The organism is Kitasatospora sp. NPDC087861 (assembly GCF_044742585.1).
Lineage (GTDB): Bacteria > Actinomycetota > Actinomycetes > Streptomycetales > Streptomycetaceae > Kitasatospora.
In genome coordinates, this window is the sequence record NZ_JBIUUS010000040.1 from 49,397 (window position 1) to 64,696 (window position 15,300).

The 15,300-nt window shown below is 72.5% G+C and carries 21 protein-coding genes and 1 pseudogene; 8 read left to right on the top strand and 14 right to left on the bottom strand.

Translation table 11 applies throughout. The features are described 5' to 3' along the window. Positions 1-382: 382 nt before the first annotated feature. From ACIOJE_RS35145 to ACIOJE_RS35175, 7 genes are all read right to left on the bottom strand, one after another. Entirely contained in the window at positions 383-1,075 is a 693-nt protein-coding gene (locus tag ACIOJE_RS35145; RefSeq protein WP_400781974.1) for a hypothetical protein, read from the bottom strand. Positions 1,076-1,168: 93 nt separating this feature from the next. Next, positions 1,169-1,381: a hypothetical protein gene (locus ACIOJE_RS35150; protein ID WP_400781976.1), complete on the bottom strand. Its 213-nt coding sequence runs from the start codon at positions 1,379-1,381 to the stop codon at positions 1,169-1,171. Between the two features lie 15 nt (positions 1,382-1,396). Next, complete coding sequence (locus tag ACIOJE_RS35155) at positions 1,397-1,801, bottom strand: hypothetical protein (RefSeq protein ID WP_400781979.1); 405 nt, start codon at positions 1,799-1,801, stop codon at positions 1,397-1,399. A gap of 93 nt (positions 1,802-1,894) precedes the next feature. Continuing rightward, complete coding sequence (locus ACIOJE_RS35160; protein ID WP_400781981.1) at positions 1,895-2,197, bottom strand: hypothetical protein; 303 nt, start codon at positions 2,195-2,197, stop codon at positions 1,895-1,897. Positions 2,198-2,407: 210 nt separating this feature from the next. Then, positions 2,408-4,198 carry a ParB/RepB/Spo0J family partition protein gene (locus tag ACIOJE_RS35165; protein ID WP_400781984.1) on the bottom strand — a complete coding sequence of 597 codons (1,791 nt, stop codon included), beginning with the start codon at positions 4,196-4,198 and terminating at the stop codon, positions 2,408-2,410. Between the two features lie 504 nt (positions 4,199-4,702). Beyond that, positions 4,703-5,161, bottom strand: coding sequence for a hypothetical protein (locus ACIOJE_RS35170; RefSeq protein WP_400781987.1), 459 nt, complete (start codon positions 5,159-5,161; stop codon positions 4,703-4,705). Between the two features lie 236 nt (positions 5,162-5,397). After that, complete coding sequence (locus tag ACIOJE_RS35175; protein ID WP_400781989.1) at positions 5,398-5,721, bottom strand: hypothetical protein; 324 nt, start codon at positions 5,719-5,721, stop codon at positions 5,398-5,400. Positions 5,722-5,907: 186 nt separating this feature from the next. On the opposite strand from ACIOJE_RS35175, the gene ACIOJE_RS35180 reads away from it, so the two are divergent. From ACIOJE_RS35180 to ACIOJE_RS35205, 6 genes are all read left to right on the top strand, one after another. Next, positions 5,908-6,198 (top strand): hypothetical protein, encoded by a 291-nt coding sequence (locus tag ACIOJE_RS35180; RefSeq protein ID WP_400781991.1) that lies wholly within the window; start codon positions 5,908-5,910, stop codon positions 6,196-6,198. A 64-nt stretch (positions 6,199-6,262) separates the two neighbouring features. Beyond that, positions 6,263-6,850, top strand: coding sequence for a hypothetical protein (locus ACIOJE_RS35185; protein WP_400781993.1), 588 nt, complete (start codon positions 6,263-6,265; stop codon positions 6,848-6,850). Positions 6,851-6,980: 130 nt separating this feature from the next. Continuing rightward, a complete protein-coding gene (locus ACIOJE_RS35190; RefSeq protein WP_400781995.1) occupies positions 6,981-8,441 on the top strand; it encodes an exonuclease domain-containing protein in 1,461 nt (486 codons plus the stop codon). After that, entirely contained in the window at positions 8,441-8,743 is a 303-nt protein-coding gene (locus ACIOJE_RS35195; RefSeq protein WP_400781998.1) for a hypothetical protein, read from the top strand. Before ACIOJE_RS35190 ends, ACIOJE_RS35195 begins: the two co-directional genes overlap by 1 nt. Before the next feature lie 616 nt (positions 8,744-9,359). Further along, the gene (locus ACIOJE_RS35200; RefSeq protein WP_400782000.1) at positions 9,360-9,560 is read left to right on the top strand and encodes a hypothetical protein; all 201 of its coding nucleotides are present in this window, start codon (positions 9,360-9,362) and stop codon (positions 9,558-9,560) included. Continuing rightward, the gene (locus ACIOJE_RS35205; RefSeq protein ID WP_400782002.1) at positions 9,553-9,813 is read left to right on the top strand and encodes a type II toxin-antitoxin system RelE/ParE family toxin; all 261 of its coding nucleotides are present in this window, start codon (positions 9,553-9,555) and stop codon (positions 9,811-9,813) included. The genes ACIOJE_RS35200 and ACIOJE_RS35205 overlap by 8 nt, the downstream gene beginning before the upstream one ends. A gap of 84 nt (positions 9,814-9,897) precedes the next feature. Here the strand turns inward: ACIOJE_RS35205 and ACIOJE_RS35210 are convergent, their stop codons facing one another. The 5 genes from ACIOJE_RS35210 to ACIOJE_RS35230 all read right to left on the bottom strand — a co-directional run bounded on the left by ACIOJE_RS35210 (position 9,898) and on the right by ACIOJE_RS35230 (position 12,730). Further along, entirely contained in the window at positions 9,898-10,341 is a 444-nt protein-coding gene (locus tag ACIOJE_RS35210) for a hypothetical protein (protein ID WP_400782004.1), read from the bottom strand. Between the two features lie 109 nt (positions 10,342-10,450). Further along, positions 10,451-11,389, bottom strand: coding sequence for a hypothetical protein (locus tag ACIOJE_RS35215; RefSeq protein WP_400782005.1), 939 nt, complete (start codon positions 11,387-11,389; stop codon positions 10,451-10,453). Continuing rightward, positions 11,386-11,796 (bottom strand): hypothetical protein, encoded by a 411-nt coding sequence (locus ACIOJE_RS35220; protein ID WP_400782007.1) that lies wholly within the window; start codon positions 11,794-11,796, stop codon positions 11,386-11,388. Before ACIOJE_RS35220 ends, ACIOJE_RS35215 begins: the two co-directional genes overlap by 4 nt. Further along, positions 11,793-12,185, bottom strand: coding sequence for a hypothetical protein (locus ACIOJE_RS35225; RefSeq protein WP_400782010.1), 393 nt, complete (start codon positions 12,183-12,185; stop codon positions 11,793-11,795). The genes ACIOJE_RS35220 and ACIOJE_RS35225 overlap by 4 nt, the downstream gene beginning before the upstream one ends. A gap of 167 nt (positions 12,186-12,352) precedes the next feature. Further along, positions 12,353-12,730: an ATP-binding protein gene (locus ACIOJE_RS35230; protein WP_400782012.1), complete on the bottom strand. Its 378-nt coding sequence runs from the start codon at positions 12,728-12,730 to the stop codon at positions 12,353-12,355. Between the two features lie 352 nt (positions 12,731-13,082). On the opposite strand from ACIOJE_RS35230, the gene ACIOJE_RS35235 reads away from it, so the two are divergent. Further along, positions 13,083-13,949: a helix-turn-helix domain-containing protein gene (locus ACIOJE_RS35235; RefSeq protein ID WP_400782014.1), complete on the top strand. Its 867-nt coding sequence runs from the start codon at positions 13,083-13,085 to the stop codon at positions 13,947-13,949. Beyond that, positions 13,946-14,179: a DUF397 domain-containing protein gene (locus ACIOJE_RS35240; protein ID WP_400782017.1), complete on the top strand. Its 234-nt coding sequence runs from the start codon at positions 13,946-13,948 to the stop codon at positions 14,177-14,179. The genes ACIOJE_RS35235 and ACIOJE_RS35240 overlap by 4 nt, the downstream gene beginning before the upstream one ends. Before the next feature lie 107 nt (positions 14,180-14,286). Here ACIOJE_RS35240 and ACIOJE_RS35245 read toward each other — a convergent pair whose 3' ends face one another. Beyond that, entirely contained in the window at positions 14,287-14,478 is a 192-nt protein-coding gene (locus ACIOJE_RS35245) for a hypothetical protein (RefSeq protein ID WP_400782020.1), read from the bottom strand. Positions 14,479-14,810: 332 nt separating this feature from the next. Beyond that, positions 14,811-15,300, bottom strand: a pseudogene (locus tag ACIOJE_RS35250) (hypothetical protein); the annotation flags it as partial.

The window sequence follows — 15,300 nt, forward strand, 5'->3', positions numbered from 1 at the left end:
CCGCGCGGGTTGCCCTCCGCGCGGTGGGGGTGGGGGCCGGTCCCGGGTGGGCCCGGGACCGGCGGGGGCGGGTCAGTGCTGGTTGGTGGTCATGATGGTGTGCTCCTGGGTGCTGGTGGTGGTGTCCCGGTGCCGTGCGGGTTGCCCTCCGCGCGGCGGGGTCGGGGTGGTGCGGTAGGTGGTGCGGGGTGGCCGGGGTCGGCGTCAGCCCCGGGGCCGGGCGGCTCGATGCCGCGCGGGCCCGGTCGGGCGCGCGGGTGGGGTCGGTGGCCGGCCACGGCGCGGATGCCCGTGGCTGGCGGCTCGATGCCGCCGGACGCGGTCGGCCGCTCGCGGGCCCGGGCGGTTCCCCGGGCGGTGGGTGCGCCCGGGGAACCGGCGGTCAGCCGGTGTACTTCCAGCGGCAGTTGGTGAGTTCGGTCTGGCGGGTGATCCCCTGGTAGAGGCGGTGGGCCAGAACGGTGCCGGAGAGGGTGAGGGTGCGTCCGACGGCGGGCAGGTGGGCGCTGGTGCAGGTCCAGGTGAGGGTGTCGAGCGTGGCGGGGTCGCGGAGGAGGATCGTGTTCCTGGGCTGGACGTGCCATCCGAACTGGCGGGGCCGCTCGGCGAAGACGCGGACCACGCGGAGGGTGAGGCCGGTGAGGCGCTCGCCCGGGGTGCCGAGGTGGCGGGAGCGGTGGGCGGCCTCGCGGGTCTCGGCGGCGGCCCGGGCGCGCTCCATGGCGGCGGGGACGGAGGCCAGCAGCGGCAGCGCGGTCCACGGGGCGAGGGGCTGGCGGGCGATGGAGGCGAGGCGGCGGCGGAACGTGTCGATGCTGGTGGCGCCGTCGAGGCACCACTGGAGGGCGGCGGTGGCGAGGTCGGCGGCGTCGTGGACGCTGTCGATGTCGGCCCGCAGCTGGGGGCGGTCGTAGCCGTGGAGGTAGGCCTCGGCCTCGTGGGCGGTGGGCTCGCGGTCCTCCCACTGGCGGCTGACGGGCTGGAAGTAGCCGCGCACGCGGTAGAGAGAGGTCACGACACGGAGGGCCTCGATGACGTCCAGGCGGTCGGTGGCGGGGGTGGTGAGGGTGAGCATGGTCGGTGTCCTCGGTGCTGGTGGTGTGGAGTGGCCCGGCGGGGGCGGGTTGCCCTCCGCGTCCCGCCGGGCTGTGTGCGGGGTGGTGGCCGGTCAGTCGGCCGGGCGGGGCTGGACGCGCGCGATGACGTCCTCGAAGGCGGCTTCGGCGGCGGCGCGGTAGTAGTCGGCCGCGACGACGGGCCAGCTGAACCGGGCGTGGGAGCGCAGGGTGGCCGTGTGCTCGCGTCCGGCGGCCCAGGCCTCGTATCCGGCGGCGGTGATCTCGACGGGGGTCGCCGGGTCGTACAGGGCGGTGGTGGTCACGTCGGTCTCCTCGGGTTACAGGGCGGCGCGGTCGCGCAGGTAGAGGGCGAGGTGGGCGGCGGTGGCGGAGTCGGTGGTGGCGGGGACGCGGCGCACGTCCAGCGCGCCGATGCGGCGGCCGTGGTGGAGCACGGGGAACGCGTGGCCGACGGGCGGGATGGCCATGGCGTAGAGGCCGTGGGGGGAGTCGACGCGCACCACGGCGGACTGGGCGGCGGGGTCGAGCGCGGCGGCGACGCGGCTGGTCGGGATGCCGAGTGCGGGCAGGTGCCGGGCGATGGCGCGGGCCTGGAGGAGCTCGGCGCTCTCGCGGGTGGTGGTGGCCTGGGCGGCGGCCTGGCAGCAGCCGGTGTCGGCGGCGTCGTCGGCGTCGGTGGCGCGGGTGGAGCGGGCGGTGCGGGTGGCGGTGCTGGTGCTCACGGGTACGGGTGTCCTCGGTGCTGGTGGTGTGGGGCCCGGCGGGGGCGGGTTGCCCTCCGCGTCCCGCCGGGCTGTGTGCGGGGTGGTGGCCGGTCAGGCGGTGCGCTGGGTGGCGGCGGCGGCCTCGGCGGCGCGGGCGGCGATGCGGCGCAGGAACCGGTCCTCGGGGTCGGCGGTGGCCTGGGCGGTGACGGCGGCCTGGTGGCGGGTGTGGTCGGCGTAGGCGCGCACGTGCTCGGGGGTGGTGAAGGGGCGGGCGGTGCCGCCGGGGGTGCGGGTGGCGGTCCAGCCTTCGGGACCGGCGGACATGGCGGTGATCTGGCCGCTGATCAGCAGGTCGGCGAGGTCGAGTCCGGCGGCGGCCGGGGAGCAGAGGCGGTAGGCGTCGGCGTTCAACTGGTGCTCCTGGTGCTGGTGGTGTCCTCCGGGCCGGTGGGCCCGGGGTCTCGGCGGGGGTTGCCCTCCCCGCCTTGATGTGTCAATTAAACCATGATTTTGGGTGCGGAGTCCAATTGATCTTGACGGCGTGTCGGGGTGGATTTCCGCTGGTGGTACGGGAGTTGGGGCCCGGGGCGGGTGTCTGCCCGCCCCGGGCGGCGGGGCCGGTCAGGCCTTGTAGGGCTTGTCCTGGAGGACGGCCTGCTCGATGCCGACGGGCGGGTAGCCGAGCGTGATCAGGAGGGTCAGGTGGGCGCGGGCCTTGGTGCGGCGGCCGTTGTCGGCGCCTTCCTCGGTGCGCCAGGCCTCGCGGGTGGAGTCCATTTCACCGCAGGCCAGGATGGTGGCGAGGGAGAGGGCGGTGAGGCGGGCGGAGGTGGCCCGGTCGCAGAGTTTGGCGATGTCGGCCCGGGTGACGGTGGTCTGGCCCTTGGCGGGCTTGACGCCGAGCAGGGCGACCAGGGTGGGGAGGGTGCGGTGGTCGCCGTGGCGGCCGCTGATGCTGGGGCAGCCTCCGGGCAGCAGCGCGACGGCGAGGGCCTCGGTCATCGCCTTCTGCTCGGCGGCGGTGTACTTGCGGCCCTTGGCGAGGTAGGCGGTCAGCCAGGCGCGGCGGATCTCGGTGGCGGCCGCCCAGTCCTCGTTGCCGCGCTTGATGGCGGCCTGCTCGGCGGCGCTCTTGCGGGGCTTGCCCTCGTTGGGCAGGACCCGCTTGTGGCCGTAGAGGTCGGGGTTGGCGCACATCTGGGTGTAGGTGTCGGATCCGGTGCGGCGGACCCAGATGGCGCCACGGCAGGTGGCGGCGTGGTGCTCGGCGGTGAACCCCTTGCCCTTGCCGTCGCGCAGGCTGTGGAGGGTTGACGCCTTCTCGCTCAGCTCGGCCTCCTCGCGCAGGCGGGCACCGGCGGCCTCCAGCTCGGCGAGTTGGGCGGCGAGCTTGGCGGCGGCGTCCTGGCGGGCCTTGGCCCGCTTGATGATCCATGTGACCTCGTTGGCGGTGGCCTTGTCGTCGGAGGCGGCCTTGGCGATCTCCTCGGCGGCCTGGGCCTCGTGCACGCCGTCCAGTTCCCCGAGTTCGTCCATCTGGCCCAGGGTCAGGGTGACGCCGGGGACGGCCCGGCGCAGGGCCTTGACGGGGGCAGCCTGGGAGGCTTCGGCCAGGGCCTTGACCTCCTTCTTGGTGCGGCCGGAGGCGGCGGCGACGGCGGCGGGGTCGGCTCCGAGGTCGGCCAGCTCGAACAGGCCGTCCATCTGCTCGTCGGCGGTGAGGTCCCGGCGGTGGACGGCGGTGCGGAGCATGGTGAGGATCTGCTCGGCGGCGTCCTGCCGGGTCATCTCGTAGGGGACGTGGGTGCGTCCGGCCTCGACGGCACCGGCGAGGCGGCGGTGGCCGTCGACCACGACGGGGCTGCCGTCCTCGCCGGGGACGAGGATGAGCCGGATGTCCACGCCGCGCTCGCGGATCGACTCCACGAACGGCTCGTCCAGGTGGAGGCCTTTGCGCAGGTTGCGGGTGTGGGCGGTGAGCGCGGTGACCCGGATCTGCGGGACGGGGGAGTACGGGACGCTCTCCAGTCCGGCGGCGCGGGCTGCGGCGAGGCGCCGGAGGCCGTCCTGGACATGGGGGGTGCCGTCGGAGCGGAGGGTGATGTGGAGCGGGTCGGTGATGCCGTGCTCGGCGATGCTGGCGGTGAGCTCGGCGTCCGGCTCGCCGGGGGTGTTGCCGGGGTGGGCGAGCAGGTCGACGACGGTGAAGGCGGGCCACACCTCGACGGCGGCGGCCTCGGCGACCGGCTCCGCCTCGACGGCGGCGGCCTCGGCGACCGGCTCCGCCTCGACGGCGGCGGCCTCGGCGACCGGCTCCGCCTCGACGGCGGGCGCCGCCTGCGGGACGGCCGGGGCGGTCTTGGCTCGGCGGACGCGGGCGGCCGTTGCGGGTGCGGTGGCGGTGTTCGCCATGGGGTTTCTCCCTGGTGGTGCTGGTGGTGGTGTCTTCCGGGCCGGTGGGCCCGGTCTCGGCGGGGGTTGCCCTCCCCGCTTTGATGTGTCAATTAAACCATGGTTTTGGGTGTGGTGTCCAATTGATCCTGACGGCGTGTCGGGGTGAATTCTGGCTGCTGGTTGGGGAGTTGGGGTCGCCGGGGCGGGGTGCCGTTCGGGGTGTCGGGCCACCGACGGACGGGGGGCCGGGTGGTCGGTGGGCTCCCCCGTCGGTCGGGCAGCGTAGCCGTTGCCGGGGGTCGCGTCGGGGGGTCAACCCGGGGTGCTTTTTCCCGGGTTGACGCTCTGGCGGGGCCCCCGGTAGCCCCTTTGGGGTGTCCGGGCGGCGGGGGAGGCGGGCGGCCACCCCCGGGACAGCAACCACCTACGGCGGGTCAGGGCCCGGACGGCGCCCCGCCACCGGGTGCCGTCCGGGCTCGGCTCCCCCGGAGTGAGCGGTCCCCCGGAGGGTGGAGGCGTCTTTCAGGCTGAACCGGGGTCGGGGCACGCGGCCAATCCTGCGCGGCGTGGGATGAGCACGACGGGTGCCTCGTCGGTGTCGAGTGGGGGCCGGCGGCGCCGGTGGCGGGAGTTGGGAGGGCAGCCGATCGCGTCGCAGACCAGTTCCTGCTGCAGCGGGCTCAGGTCCGGTCGGAGGTACGGGTCCTCGACTGGTGGGACCATCGGGGGCCCGCCGAGCAGCGCGTCGGTGCGGACCTGCTGCTCCTCCTCCGACACCAGCCGCAGCGCGATCTCGGACAGCGCGAGCCGGTCTTGGTGGAGGCCGAGGGCGTGGCCGGCCGCGTCGTGCCGGGCGGCGTCGACGGACGGGTAGACGTAGCAGCTCTGGACCGAGCAGGCCCAGCACACCCAGCTCACTCCGACGTCGAGCCGAAGCGAGGCGAGCAGGGCGGTGAGCGGGTCTTCGGCAGCGGTCTCCATGCCGGTTTAACGACCGCGCGGGGATGGGGTCGCAGGCCTGCGCCGGGCACAAAAAGCCCAGCTCACGGCTTGGGTGTCGTCGGGCGGGGTGTTCGCTGTGCGGGCGGCTGAGGCGGTGTCGGATGCCGGACGGTGGACGGGCTCTGGCCGAGGCGCTTGTGGCCGCCGCCGAGCCGCCTGCGGACGGCTACCGCGACGATGCGACGGCTGTGGTGATCGGCTGACTGTCGGGTGGGTCAGGCGGCGCCGTCGTCCCAGATCGATTCGGGTTCCGAGCGCCTGGCCTGGTGGCCTTTGCCGTCGGCGGGGACCGTGATCCGACTGACCTCCAGTCCGGTCCATTTCCAGGCGATGGCCAGCTTTTCGGCCCGATCGCAGGTGTTGTGCCAGTAGACCGTGGTGCTGGACCAACCTCCGTCGTCCCAGGACCAGTTGAAGCATCCGTCGGTGCCTCGGTGCATGCCGCGTCGTTCGGGGGTGGCGGCTTCGGCGGACGGTGCGGTGAGACCGGTGAGGAGGGCGGCGGCGGCGAGGCCGGCGGTGAGCCTGCGGTAGGTCACGGGGTGCTCCGGGTGGTTGGGGGTTGGGACCACCTGGTGAACTGGGGGCAGGTCTCCGAGTTTTGGGCATCACCCGTTCGAGTGAGGCAACCCGGCCGGGTACGGCCTGGGCCCCAGTGGCGGCGCCGTCCGGGGCGGCCGTCCGCCGCAGTCTCGGCGGGGTCCTTGTTGTGTCAGGCTGGGTTGGTGGATAGCGAGGGCTACATTCCGGGCCTGCTCGCCCGGTTGGAGGTCGCGGCTGGCGGGTGGCTGACCCCGCCGCACTCGGGCCGGTTGGTGCTGGCCGATCTCCCGCCGTTGATGCGCGGTGCCGCGGCCGCCACATCTGGGACGGCCTCCCGGCTGTGGGCGCACGCGGAGAGGGTCACTTCGGCGCGGCTTTGGGTGGTCGGTGATGTGGACGGTGATCGTGAGGTGTGGGAGCGGGTGGTGGACGTGGTGGAGCGGGCGGCGGCGGCGAGGCCGGCGGTGAACTGACCTGCTGCGGCGGCCGCTGAGCCGGTGATTCAATGGAGATCCATAGATTGGAGTGGTGGGGGAAATGGTGGAGAAAAGCGAGATCACTGTGTGTATTACCGCTGTTCAGGCGGCCCGGTTCCAGCTACGTGATCGGCAGCACAGGGCGGAGAAGGTGGCTTACGCGCTGGAATTGGAGGGGGAGGGCCTGAGCCGGCGGGAGGCGCGGTTGGAGGTGGCCCGGGTCCAGGCGGATTGGTGGCCTCCGGCAGAGGAACTGGTGGCGGCTTCACTGCGTCGGCGCCTGGCGGAGGAGGACGTGGCGGGGCCGTGGGAACCGCTGACCGAGGAGGAGGAACTGGGGATGGAGTTGTCGGGCCGGTGGCCGGGGCCGAACATCGGCCGGCTTAGGCAGCGTCATTACAGTCTGCCGTCCGACCTGGTGAAACACCTCCGGACGGCGTCGTGGCGCCTGAGTGAGGGGGCGTTCGCGGAGCTGGATCGGTTGGGCATCCGCCGGGCGATTGGGACGCCGGCCCGGCTGCGGAACGAGCGGGAGCGCCTGGTGGCGCTGTTGTGTTCGCCGGCGCAGATCGTGCGGGAGGCCCTGGACTGGTACCCGAAGGGTGCGAGCGGCGACCGGATGGGTCCACATTTAATGGAGATCCATTGAATACTGGCTTTCTCGCGCGTTTCCAAAAGGGGGCCTTTCGCTTTTTGGTTCGACTTTTGGGTATTGCTTGCGCGGTGGGCTGTATTGCGATATTTGTGGTGTGCCGAATTTCCCGTGAAAGGAGTGTTCCGTGAGCGTTGGTCTGGTGCCGCGGGGTGAGCCGCTGCGGTTGGACGGGGGTGTGCCGGTGTACGACTCGGGGGCGGCGCCGGCGGGGCTGCGGACCAAGACGCAGCTGGGACGGCGGCACCGGTTGAAGCTGGCGCCGGGTCAGCTGCCGGTGGCCTACGTCCTGTGCAGGTACTACGCGCGGGGTTACCAAGTCGAGCAGCGGGCGCTGTTCGATCCGGCGGACGCGGTGAAGATGAAGCCGCTGGCGTCGAAGCGTAAAGCGGAGATGGAGGCCCGGCGGAGGTGCCCGGTGTGCTCGCTGGTGCGGGGCTACATCGTGCGGGGCGGCCGGTGCGAGGAGTGCCGCGATCGGGCGGAGGCGGCGGCGAAGCGGCTGCGGCTGCGGACGTGTGAGGGGTGTCGGCGGCAGCGGCTGCGGGGGCGGCCGTTCCCGGTGGTGCGGGAGGGGTACGGGTGGCGGCGGTTGTGTGTGGACTGTCGGCGGGTGACGGCGGCCAAGCGGCGGGAGGCTGATGCACGCTGGCTGGAGCGGGTGGTGGTCTGCGGCGAGGAGGGGTGTGCGGTGCGGGTGGCGACGCTGAGGGAGGCGCGGGCGTTTCTGCGGGCTACTCCGCGCGGGTACTGGGCGCCGCGCTGGTGTCCGCCGTGTGTTGAGCGGCGGGAGGCCGAGTTCGCGGCACAGCGGGCGGAGGCGGCTGCCCGGTGCGCCGCGCTGGAGGCGCGGTGGGCGGCGGAGGAGGAGGAACGCCGGCGGGCCCGGGCGCGGGAGGTGGGACGGCTGGAGGCGTGGGCGGCGGAGGTGCTGGACGATCCGAAATCCGCGGTCCTGGACTGTGAGACCACGGGGCTGGAAGGGGACGCCAGGATCGTGGACCTGGCGGTGGTGACGGTGGGCCGGGAGACGCTGCTGGACTCGCTGGTGGATCCGGGTGTGCCGATCCCCGCCGATGCTGAGCGGATCCACGGGATCGGGGACGCGATGGTGGCCGGGGCGCCGCCCTTCGGGGACCTGGTCGAGCGGCTGGGCCGGGCGGTCGCCGGGCGTCGAGTGCTGATCTACAACAAGGCGTTTGATGTCGCCCGGCTGCGGCATGAACTGACGCTGTACTACCTCGACCAGGTGGCGCGGGAGGCCGCCGACTGGGTGTTCGCGGCGGGGGAGGTGCCGGAGGGCCTGCGGGAGCGGGCGGTGACGGAGGCGTTGGCGCGGGTCGAGGCGTGGATGGGGGCGGCGGTCTGGGAGGACGTCATGGTGCCGTACAGCAATTGGGTGGGCGAATGGAGCGAGTACCACGGCAACTACCGGTGGCAGCGGTTGAACGGGGGTCACCGGGCGCTGGGGGATTGCCTTGCGGTGGTTGACCGGTTGGAGGAGGTTGCGGGCCGTGGCCGGGCGGGGGTGCCCGGGCAGGGCGCGGACGGGGTGCGGCAGGACTGCGGTTCGGGGGTGGCGTTCTGATGGTCCAGATTCGCGCGACGGGCCAGGACGCGGAGCGGGTGGTCAGGGTGCTGGAGCTGCTGTTGCCGCTCATCGAGTCGAGTCCGGACCTACGGGCCGGGGATGTGACGGAGCGTGGCGGTGGCGGTCGGTTTATCTTCGACCTGGCGCCGGTCGACGACGTCGCCGGCGGTGCGGGCTCGTCGGCGGGGCGGACGGTGCGGGTGGAGGCGGAGCGGGCGGACCGGCCGCGGCGGCCCGCCCGGGCCCGTCGGGACGTTGGCGGCGGGCAGCGGGCGCTTCCGCCCGGCGGCTTCCGGTGAACATGTCGACGGCGGGGCGGCCGGTCGCCGCCTGCCCGCGTTGCCTCGGCCGACTGGTCAGGCCGGGGCGGTCCCCGCGGTTCGTCGGGAACGACCTGGCGCGGGTAGTGATCTGCGCCAACTGCTGCACGGACCGGACGGTGCGGACGGTCCTCGGGCTGCCGCCGGTGGTCCGCTCGGACTGGCCGCTGCCCTCTCTGCTGTCCTGGCCCGCCTCGACGGGCTTGGCGGTGCTCGACCTCGCGGACGGGGAGGGCCGGCCGGCTCGGGTGGAGGTGTCGGACTGGTACCTGCAAGGGGATCCCTGGGGCCGGTCCAGGCGACCTGAAGGTGACACTGCACGGAGCCGTCCACACCTTCGACCGCCTGGCCGAGGGGTTGGTGTACCTGGTGGCGGCCGCGTTGCCCGGGGTGCCCGCTGGGACGCTGTGCTGTCCGCTGGGTCCGGGCCGGGGAGATCGCGGCGGATCCCCTCTACAACGGCGCCCCGTAGCCCGGGTTCAGGGGCCGGCCGAACCCGGCGGCCCAGGCGGAGCGGGCTGTGGGATCGCTCCCGGCGGCGGTCGGGCCTGCGCTAGCCTGCTGGTGAAGACGCCGTCGGGAGGAGCCCACCATCATGGCGCGCATCGTGTTCGACGCCGAGGCATCCGCCCTTCGCCAGGCCGCCGAGGCGGAGTTCCCCGGCTCACCCGCGCTGGCCTACGTGCTGGAGCGGCTGGCGGCTGAAGGCATCGACCTGGACCGCTGCGTGAGGTGGGACGACCTGCGGGCCGAAATCGGCCTGCCCGACGACAACGGGAGCGCTCGCGTTGCCTAAGCACGGGGCTGGCCGCCACGCGGCGGCCGTCACCTTCACCCCCGAGGCGGCCCAGCAGGTCAGGGCGCTCGTCCCGGAAGAGGCCAAGCGGCTCGACGCCGCCCTGGTGGTCATCGCTGCGGATCCGCTCGGCGCCGCGCCGCCTATGGAGGCCGCGCCGATGCTGCGCGACTACCGCGACGGTGACGCCCGGGTGGTGTACTACGCCACGGTTTTGGGTCACGTGGTCGTGGTCGCTTTTTTGGAGGCCTGAACCTGCGGCGAGGCGGGCGTCATGGCGGAAACGGGCGGGGCCCGAACGGTGCCGAACCGTCCGGGCCCCGTCGCTCTCGCGGTCCTATTCGTCGGTGTTGCTGAGGACGACGTAGGTCATCGGGCCGTCGGCGTGGTGGGTGTCGCCGGCGTACTCGCCGGTCTCCTCGTCGGGGAATGACACGGTCAGGGTGAGCCGGTGTTCGGTCAGGTCCTGGCGGGGGCCGGGGACGAGGGCGATCGCGAGGGCGTGGACCTGGGCGTCCGGGGCCTCGCGGCACCACGCGGCGGCGGCCTGCAGCGCGTCGGCGGGGGTGCGGCCGACCACGACCGTGGCGGTCAGCGCGGTCACGGTGACGTCGGACTCCAGCATGCTGCCCCGGTCGGGCATCTGCTGGACGGCGCCCGCCGCGCGCAGGAGGTCATTCCGCAGGCCGCGTTGGATCTGCGGGGCGATGGTCGCGGACAGGGATGCCTCGACGGCACGGCTCTGCTGGGGGATCGAGGCGGGGAGGTTCGGGCTGGTCATGGCGGGGTTGCTCCTGTCCGGGGTCATCTGGTGGGGGTGTCCGGGTTTCGGCCGGCGGGGATCTGGGCCACGTGGGCCAGTCAGCCGGATCCGGTGGTCGTGGGGCGGGTCACCGGGGGAGGGTGGCCACGCGGTCGGTGGACCAGTTGCCGGGCGCCAGCAGCGCGTCCGGGCCCGCGCCGGAGGGCGAGGCGAGGCGGCATGTCAGCTGCGTCAGGTGAGGGCACCGCTGGCCCCACCGCGCGATGCGGTCGGCGACGTGCTGGGCGAGCGCCATGGTGGACGGCTCGGTGTCGGTGAGCCACAGGCCGTGGGGCGTGATGTGCACGGCACTGGATCCGTCGACCAGCGCGGCGCCGGGGCCCTCGCCGGTATCGGCCGCCTCTGCGGTGGTGATCCGGTCGTCGTGGCTCGCGAGCCACAGCCACAGGCTCAGGTACTCGGTACGCGTGAGCCGGGGCGGGAGGGCGCCGGCCCACTCCGCGGCGAGCCGCGGAGCGGGGAGTTCACCGTGGTTGTCCGGCCCGGGGCGGATGCCGGGGTTCAGGGGACCGGTGGCGGGCTGGGGGCCGGTGCCGACGGGGTCGACGCCGAGGACCTGCCCGTACCACAGGTGGTCGTAGCGGTCGCGGCCGGCGACCGTCCAGGGGTGCAGTCCGCCGAGGGCGAGCGGGGCCACGATCACCCCCCGGGGGGTGAGTTGGCGGACCCATTGCGGGGAGAGGCCGGAGATTCCGGCGGTCACCACGATGACGTTGTAGGGGCCGTGCTCGGGGCGTCCGGCGGCGAGGTCGTCGACCTGGGCGTCCACGGTGGCGGCGGCGCGGCCGCGGGGGCCGAGGGGAGCGCGCACGGCTTCGACGTCGGCGAGGGTGGCGTGGACGCTGATGACCTGGCAGGCGGTCCGGTCGGCTAGGGCGATGGCGAGGGGGCCGGGGCCGACGGCCAGGACGCGGTCCCCCCTGCGGACGATGTTGCCGAGCTCCGGGGGCAAGGTCGGTGTGGTGGTTTCGGTGCGGTCGGCCGGGACGGTGCTGTGCTGTGTCATCGGGGCGGGGCCTCTCCGTGCTGCTCGGGGCCGGCGGTGCCGGTCGGCGGGGCGTCGGCGGCGTCGGACGGCGCCACCGTGAGGGTGAGGGTGAGGATGTGGCCGTTCCGGAGCGTCCAACTGCGGCTGTATTCGGGCGAGTTGGAGAGGCTGCAGAGAGCCGCGTAGGCCTCTTCGGTGTTGCCGGCCCACAGTTCGGCGTTCACCCGGCTGCGGGCGGTCATGAGGGCGGAGTAGGCGAGTGCGGTACGTTGCATGGACCGCAGGGCCTGGTAAGCGGCGGGCGCCGGCGGGCATTCGGCAAGCGTGCACATCTGGCCGTCGGTGTCGGTGCGGGTGGCCCGCAGGACGATCCCGCCAGGCACGGCGGGCAGGTGCGGCGCCTGGGGCCCATGGGCGGATGTCACTGCCGCACCGTCACGCGTACGTGTCCGCAGGGCTGCCAGAGCTTGACCGTCAACCGGTGCTCGGCGCCGTCGCCGGACACGGTGAGGGTGTAGGGCTGGCCGAGGTCGAGCAGGCGGCGGACGTGGTCCTGCTCGGTATCGTCGGTGAGCCAGGCCAGGACCGGCCGGGCAAGCGGGGTCGGCAGCTGCTCGGCGAGGCGCTGAGCCCTCAGCTGCAGCCACCACACGGCCAGCCAGCTCGTGCGCGCCCTGGTGCGGTCCAGCAGCGCCGGGGTGAGGCGGCCACCGAACTGGGCGGTGGCCGCGCACTCGTAGGGCCCGTCAACGACCGGCGGCACCAAGTGCGCCGGGCCCGGCTGGGCGGGGGGCTGGGGTAACAGCTGCAACACGGGGTGCTCCTCGCGGTGCTGGTGGCCTTCTGGTGGCTGTTCGGGCAGCCGCCCCGCCGGTGTTGTGGACACGGGGGCGGGGCGGCCGGCGGGCACGCGCGAGGAAAGCGCGCGCTGGGACCGGCCCGGGGGTCGCACGGGGGGACGACCAGGCAGGGCCGGCGGTCTTAGGTGTCCTGGGGCGGAATGGTGGTGAGCTGAGCCCACGCGACAGTGCCGCCACGGGCGGGATGGTGACGACCTGCTGCTAGCACACACGGCAACCGACGACAGAGCCGCGTCCCGCGCCCGCTCTCCGCAACCTCACCGGGCGGCTTCGGTTTGACCCAGTGGCCGGTGTCCCGCACGACGACGGACAGGCTCTGAGTGCCGAACACCAACTTCAGCGCCACATCGGGGCTGCCGCTGTGCACCACCGCGTTGCTGACGCACTCGGAGACGACGGACAGGAGATCGTCCACCACCTCATCCGGCACCCCGCGGAGCTCGCCGATCGTGCGGGCGAGCGCTCGCATGTCACGGACGGTACGGGGCTCGGCCGCCATGACGCACAGGACGGACAGCGCGGGACGGACAGCGGTCGCAGAGCGCGGCCGCGACGGAGCGGGAAACCGATTCGGCTGGTCAGCTACGGCACTTCCGGCCGGGCAGTGCGTACGCACGTACCCCCCTCTCGCTGCACGGGCAGAGCGGACCCCCCGCTACCGGGTCACTACACGTGGTAGCGGAAGCCTAATTAGATTGCACTGTGCAATCCCATGGCGCAAGTGCAAGACTGGCAGTGACCGGACTTTTCCGTGATCAGAGGACGTTGGAGGGACCGTGCCACCAGCCGCCCGCCGCCGTAGGGCAGACTTGCAGCACGCAACGACCACGCGCAGAGGCAGGGAGGGCCGCGTGACCGAGACGGGTGGACCAACCGTGCGACGGAGGACGCTGGGCACGGCCCTGACGGAACTTCGAGAGTCGGCCGGCCTGCAGCAGAAAGACGCAGCCTCCGCACTGGGCTGCTCGGCGTCGAAGGTTTCCCGGATCGAGCAGGGCAAGGGACTCATCAAGCAGATGGAGCTCCGGACCCTGTTGGAGTTGTACGGGGTGAGCGACGAGTCGAAGGTGGCTGGCCTGCTCGACCTCGCGCGGCGGGCTGCTGAGACCGGATGGTGGGAGCAGACCGAGTACGAGTCGATCATGCCGCAGGGCCTGGGTGTGTACGTCGGCCTGGAAAACGACGCCAGGACGGTCCGGGCCTGGGAACTCGGCTGGGTGCCCGGCCTGTTGCAGCATGAGGACTACGCGGCGGCGGTCCTGGCGGGCGGCAAGCCCGCCCCGCCGGAGACGGTGCGTCGGTTGCTGGAGATCCGGGAGAAGCGCCAGGGCCGGCTCCTGGCGGCAGAGGACTCGCTGGAGCTCTGGGCCATCATGGATGAATCGGTCCTGATGCGACCTATCGGAGACTCGCGGGTGATGGCAGCCCAGATCAAGCATCTGCAGATAATGGCTGAACGTCCGAATGTAACCCTGCAGATCCTCCCGCTGAGCAAAGGGATGAATCCAGGCCTGCGCGGATCGTTCAGCATCCTGGAATTTGCTCCGAACGAATCACCGATCATCTATGTGGAGTCTCCCGCAGGAAATACGTTCCTGGAGCGAGACCATCAGATCATGAATTTCCGCCACGATTACAGCCGTCTGACTGCGGGCGCTATGGACCCGCCGGAGACTATGGACCGTCTCCGTAAGGCCGCCGAGGAGTTCCACCCATGAACAACGATTACCAAGTCCCTGCTGTTGACCCTGAGTCCCTGACCTGGTTCAAGGCCAGGGAGAGCGGCGACCAGGGAGCATGTGTGGAGGTTGCACACGTTCCCGACGGCGGCGTTTTCCTCAGGGACTCAAAGGACAGGTCTCGGCCTTTTCACTACTACAATGCGAGGGAGTGGAGGGCATTCCTCACGGCCGCCAAGGCTGGGGAATTCGACCCGCCGTCTGCCTGATCTGGAATTCCGTTCCGTCAAAAGAAGGGCTGACCCGATGGGTCAGCCCTTCTTTTGACAACCGCAGGCCCTCCGTGGCCGACCTGACCGGAATTCGGCCTCGTTTGTCAGGGCAGAGGCCAGAGGGGGCGCCGTCGGGGCGGCTCGACGTCGGCCTGGTCGACGGTGAGATCGACGACCAGGCCAACGTCCACGACCGCGGCTTCAACAGGCAGTCGGCGGGCGCCGACTGGAGCAGCCTCGTCGGACTGGTCGACGCCGACACGGAGGTACAGCGGGCGACGGGATGGTGTGCTCATCCCAGAACGGTACTGGCGCCGCTTACTCCGGGCCGTCCGCTTCTGCTGGACGCGCTGCCGTGCCGCCAGGACGGCCGGTTATCTAGGGTGCTCAGGAGGCACGTAAGGCAGCGGACGCCGATAGATCAGCTCTGCCGATGGCATTGCCGGTCCGGCAAGGATGCCGGGGCTTCGGGTCGTGTGTGGGGAGTCTGGCTGTCCATCGGTCCCCCTCCTCGGGCTGCTGCCGGTAAGTCGTCCTGTTGCTTTCGAGAGAGAAAGCTAGAAAGGAAGCGAGCAAGCGTGCTAGCTCGCACGCTCCATTGTACGGGTCGGCCCCTCAGCTGTTGCAGCTATCGCCGCCGCGCGCGCGGCGCCCGCTTCGGTTGAGTCCGCTTCTTGGCCTTGGTCTCGGTGGCAGTGCCCGGCTCGGCCGGTGCTGGTGTGACCTCCACGCCGCGCTCCGGATCCCCCTGCTGGTCCTCGACCTGGGCAAGCCGTGCCCGAAGCACTCCGCCCACCTGGCCCTCGGCCTGCCGACGGGCGTCGGTGATCTCACGGTGGGTGCTGGCCATCGCGGCCTCGGCGGTTTCGGCCCTGCCGGTTTCCTCCTCGGCCTGCCGGCGGGCGTCGGCGAGTTCACGACGGGTCGTCTCCAGCTCGGCGGCAATGCGCTGGGCGTCCTGCTGTGCCTGCTCGGCGAGCTGCAGCGCTGCGGCCCTGCCACCATGGGCGGCTGCCATCTCTGCCTCGGCCTGCCGACGGGCGTCGGTGATCTCACGGTGGGTGCTGGCCATCGCGGCCTCGGCGGTTTCGGCCCTGCCGGTTTCCTCCTCGGCCTGC

Bases quoted from the DNA above. Each gene is read 5' to 3' on its own strand.
- ACIOJE_RS35145 (WP_400781974.1), bottom strand. From the start codon at position 1,075: ATGCTCACCCTCACCACCCCCGCCACCGACCGCCTGGACGTCATCGAG.
- ACIOJE_RS35165 (WP_400781984.1), bottom strand. From the start codon at position 4,198: ATGGCGAACACCGCCACCGCACCCGCAACGGCCGCCCGCGTCCGCCGA.
- ACIOJE_RS35170 (WP_400781987.1), bottom strand. From the start codon at position 5,161: ATGGAGACCGCTGCCGAAGACCCGCTCACCGCCCTGCTCGCCTCGCTT.
- ACIOJE_RS35185 (WP_400781993.1), top strand. From the start codon at position 6,263: ATGGTGGAGAAAAGCGAGATCACTGTGTGTATTACCGCTGTTCAGGCG.
- ACIOJE_RS35195 (WP_400781998.1), top strand. From the start codon at position 8,441: ATGGTCCAGATTCGCGCGACGGGCCAGGACGCGGAGCGGGTGGTCAGG.
- ACIOJE_RS35200 (WP_400782000.1), top strand. From the start codon at position 9,360: ATGGCGCGCATCGTGTTCGACGCCGAGGCATCCGCCCTTCGCCAGGCC.
- ACIOJE_RS35210 (WP_400782004.1), bottom strand. From the start codon at position 10,341: ATGACCAGCCCGAACCTCCCCGCCTCGATCCCCCAGCAGAGCCGTGCC.
- ACIOJE_RS35215 (WP_400782005.1), bottom strand. From the start codon at position 11,389: ATGACACAGCACAGCACCGTCCCGGCCGACCGCACCGAAACCACCACA.
- ACIOJE_RS35230 (WP_400782012.1), bottom strand. From the start codon at position 12,730: ATGGCGGCCGAGCCCCGTACCGTCCGTGACATGCGAGCGCTCGCCCGC.
- ACIOJE_RS35240 (WP_400782017.1), top strand. From the start codon at position 13,946: ATGAACAACGATTACCAAGTCCCTGCTGTTGACCCTGAGTCCCTGACC.
- ACIOJE_RS35245 (WP_400782020.1), bottom strand. From the start codon at position 14,478: ATGAGCACACCATCCCGTCGCCCGCTGTACCTCCGTGTCGGCGTCGAC.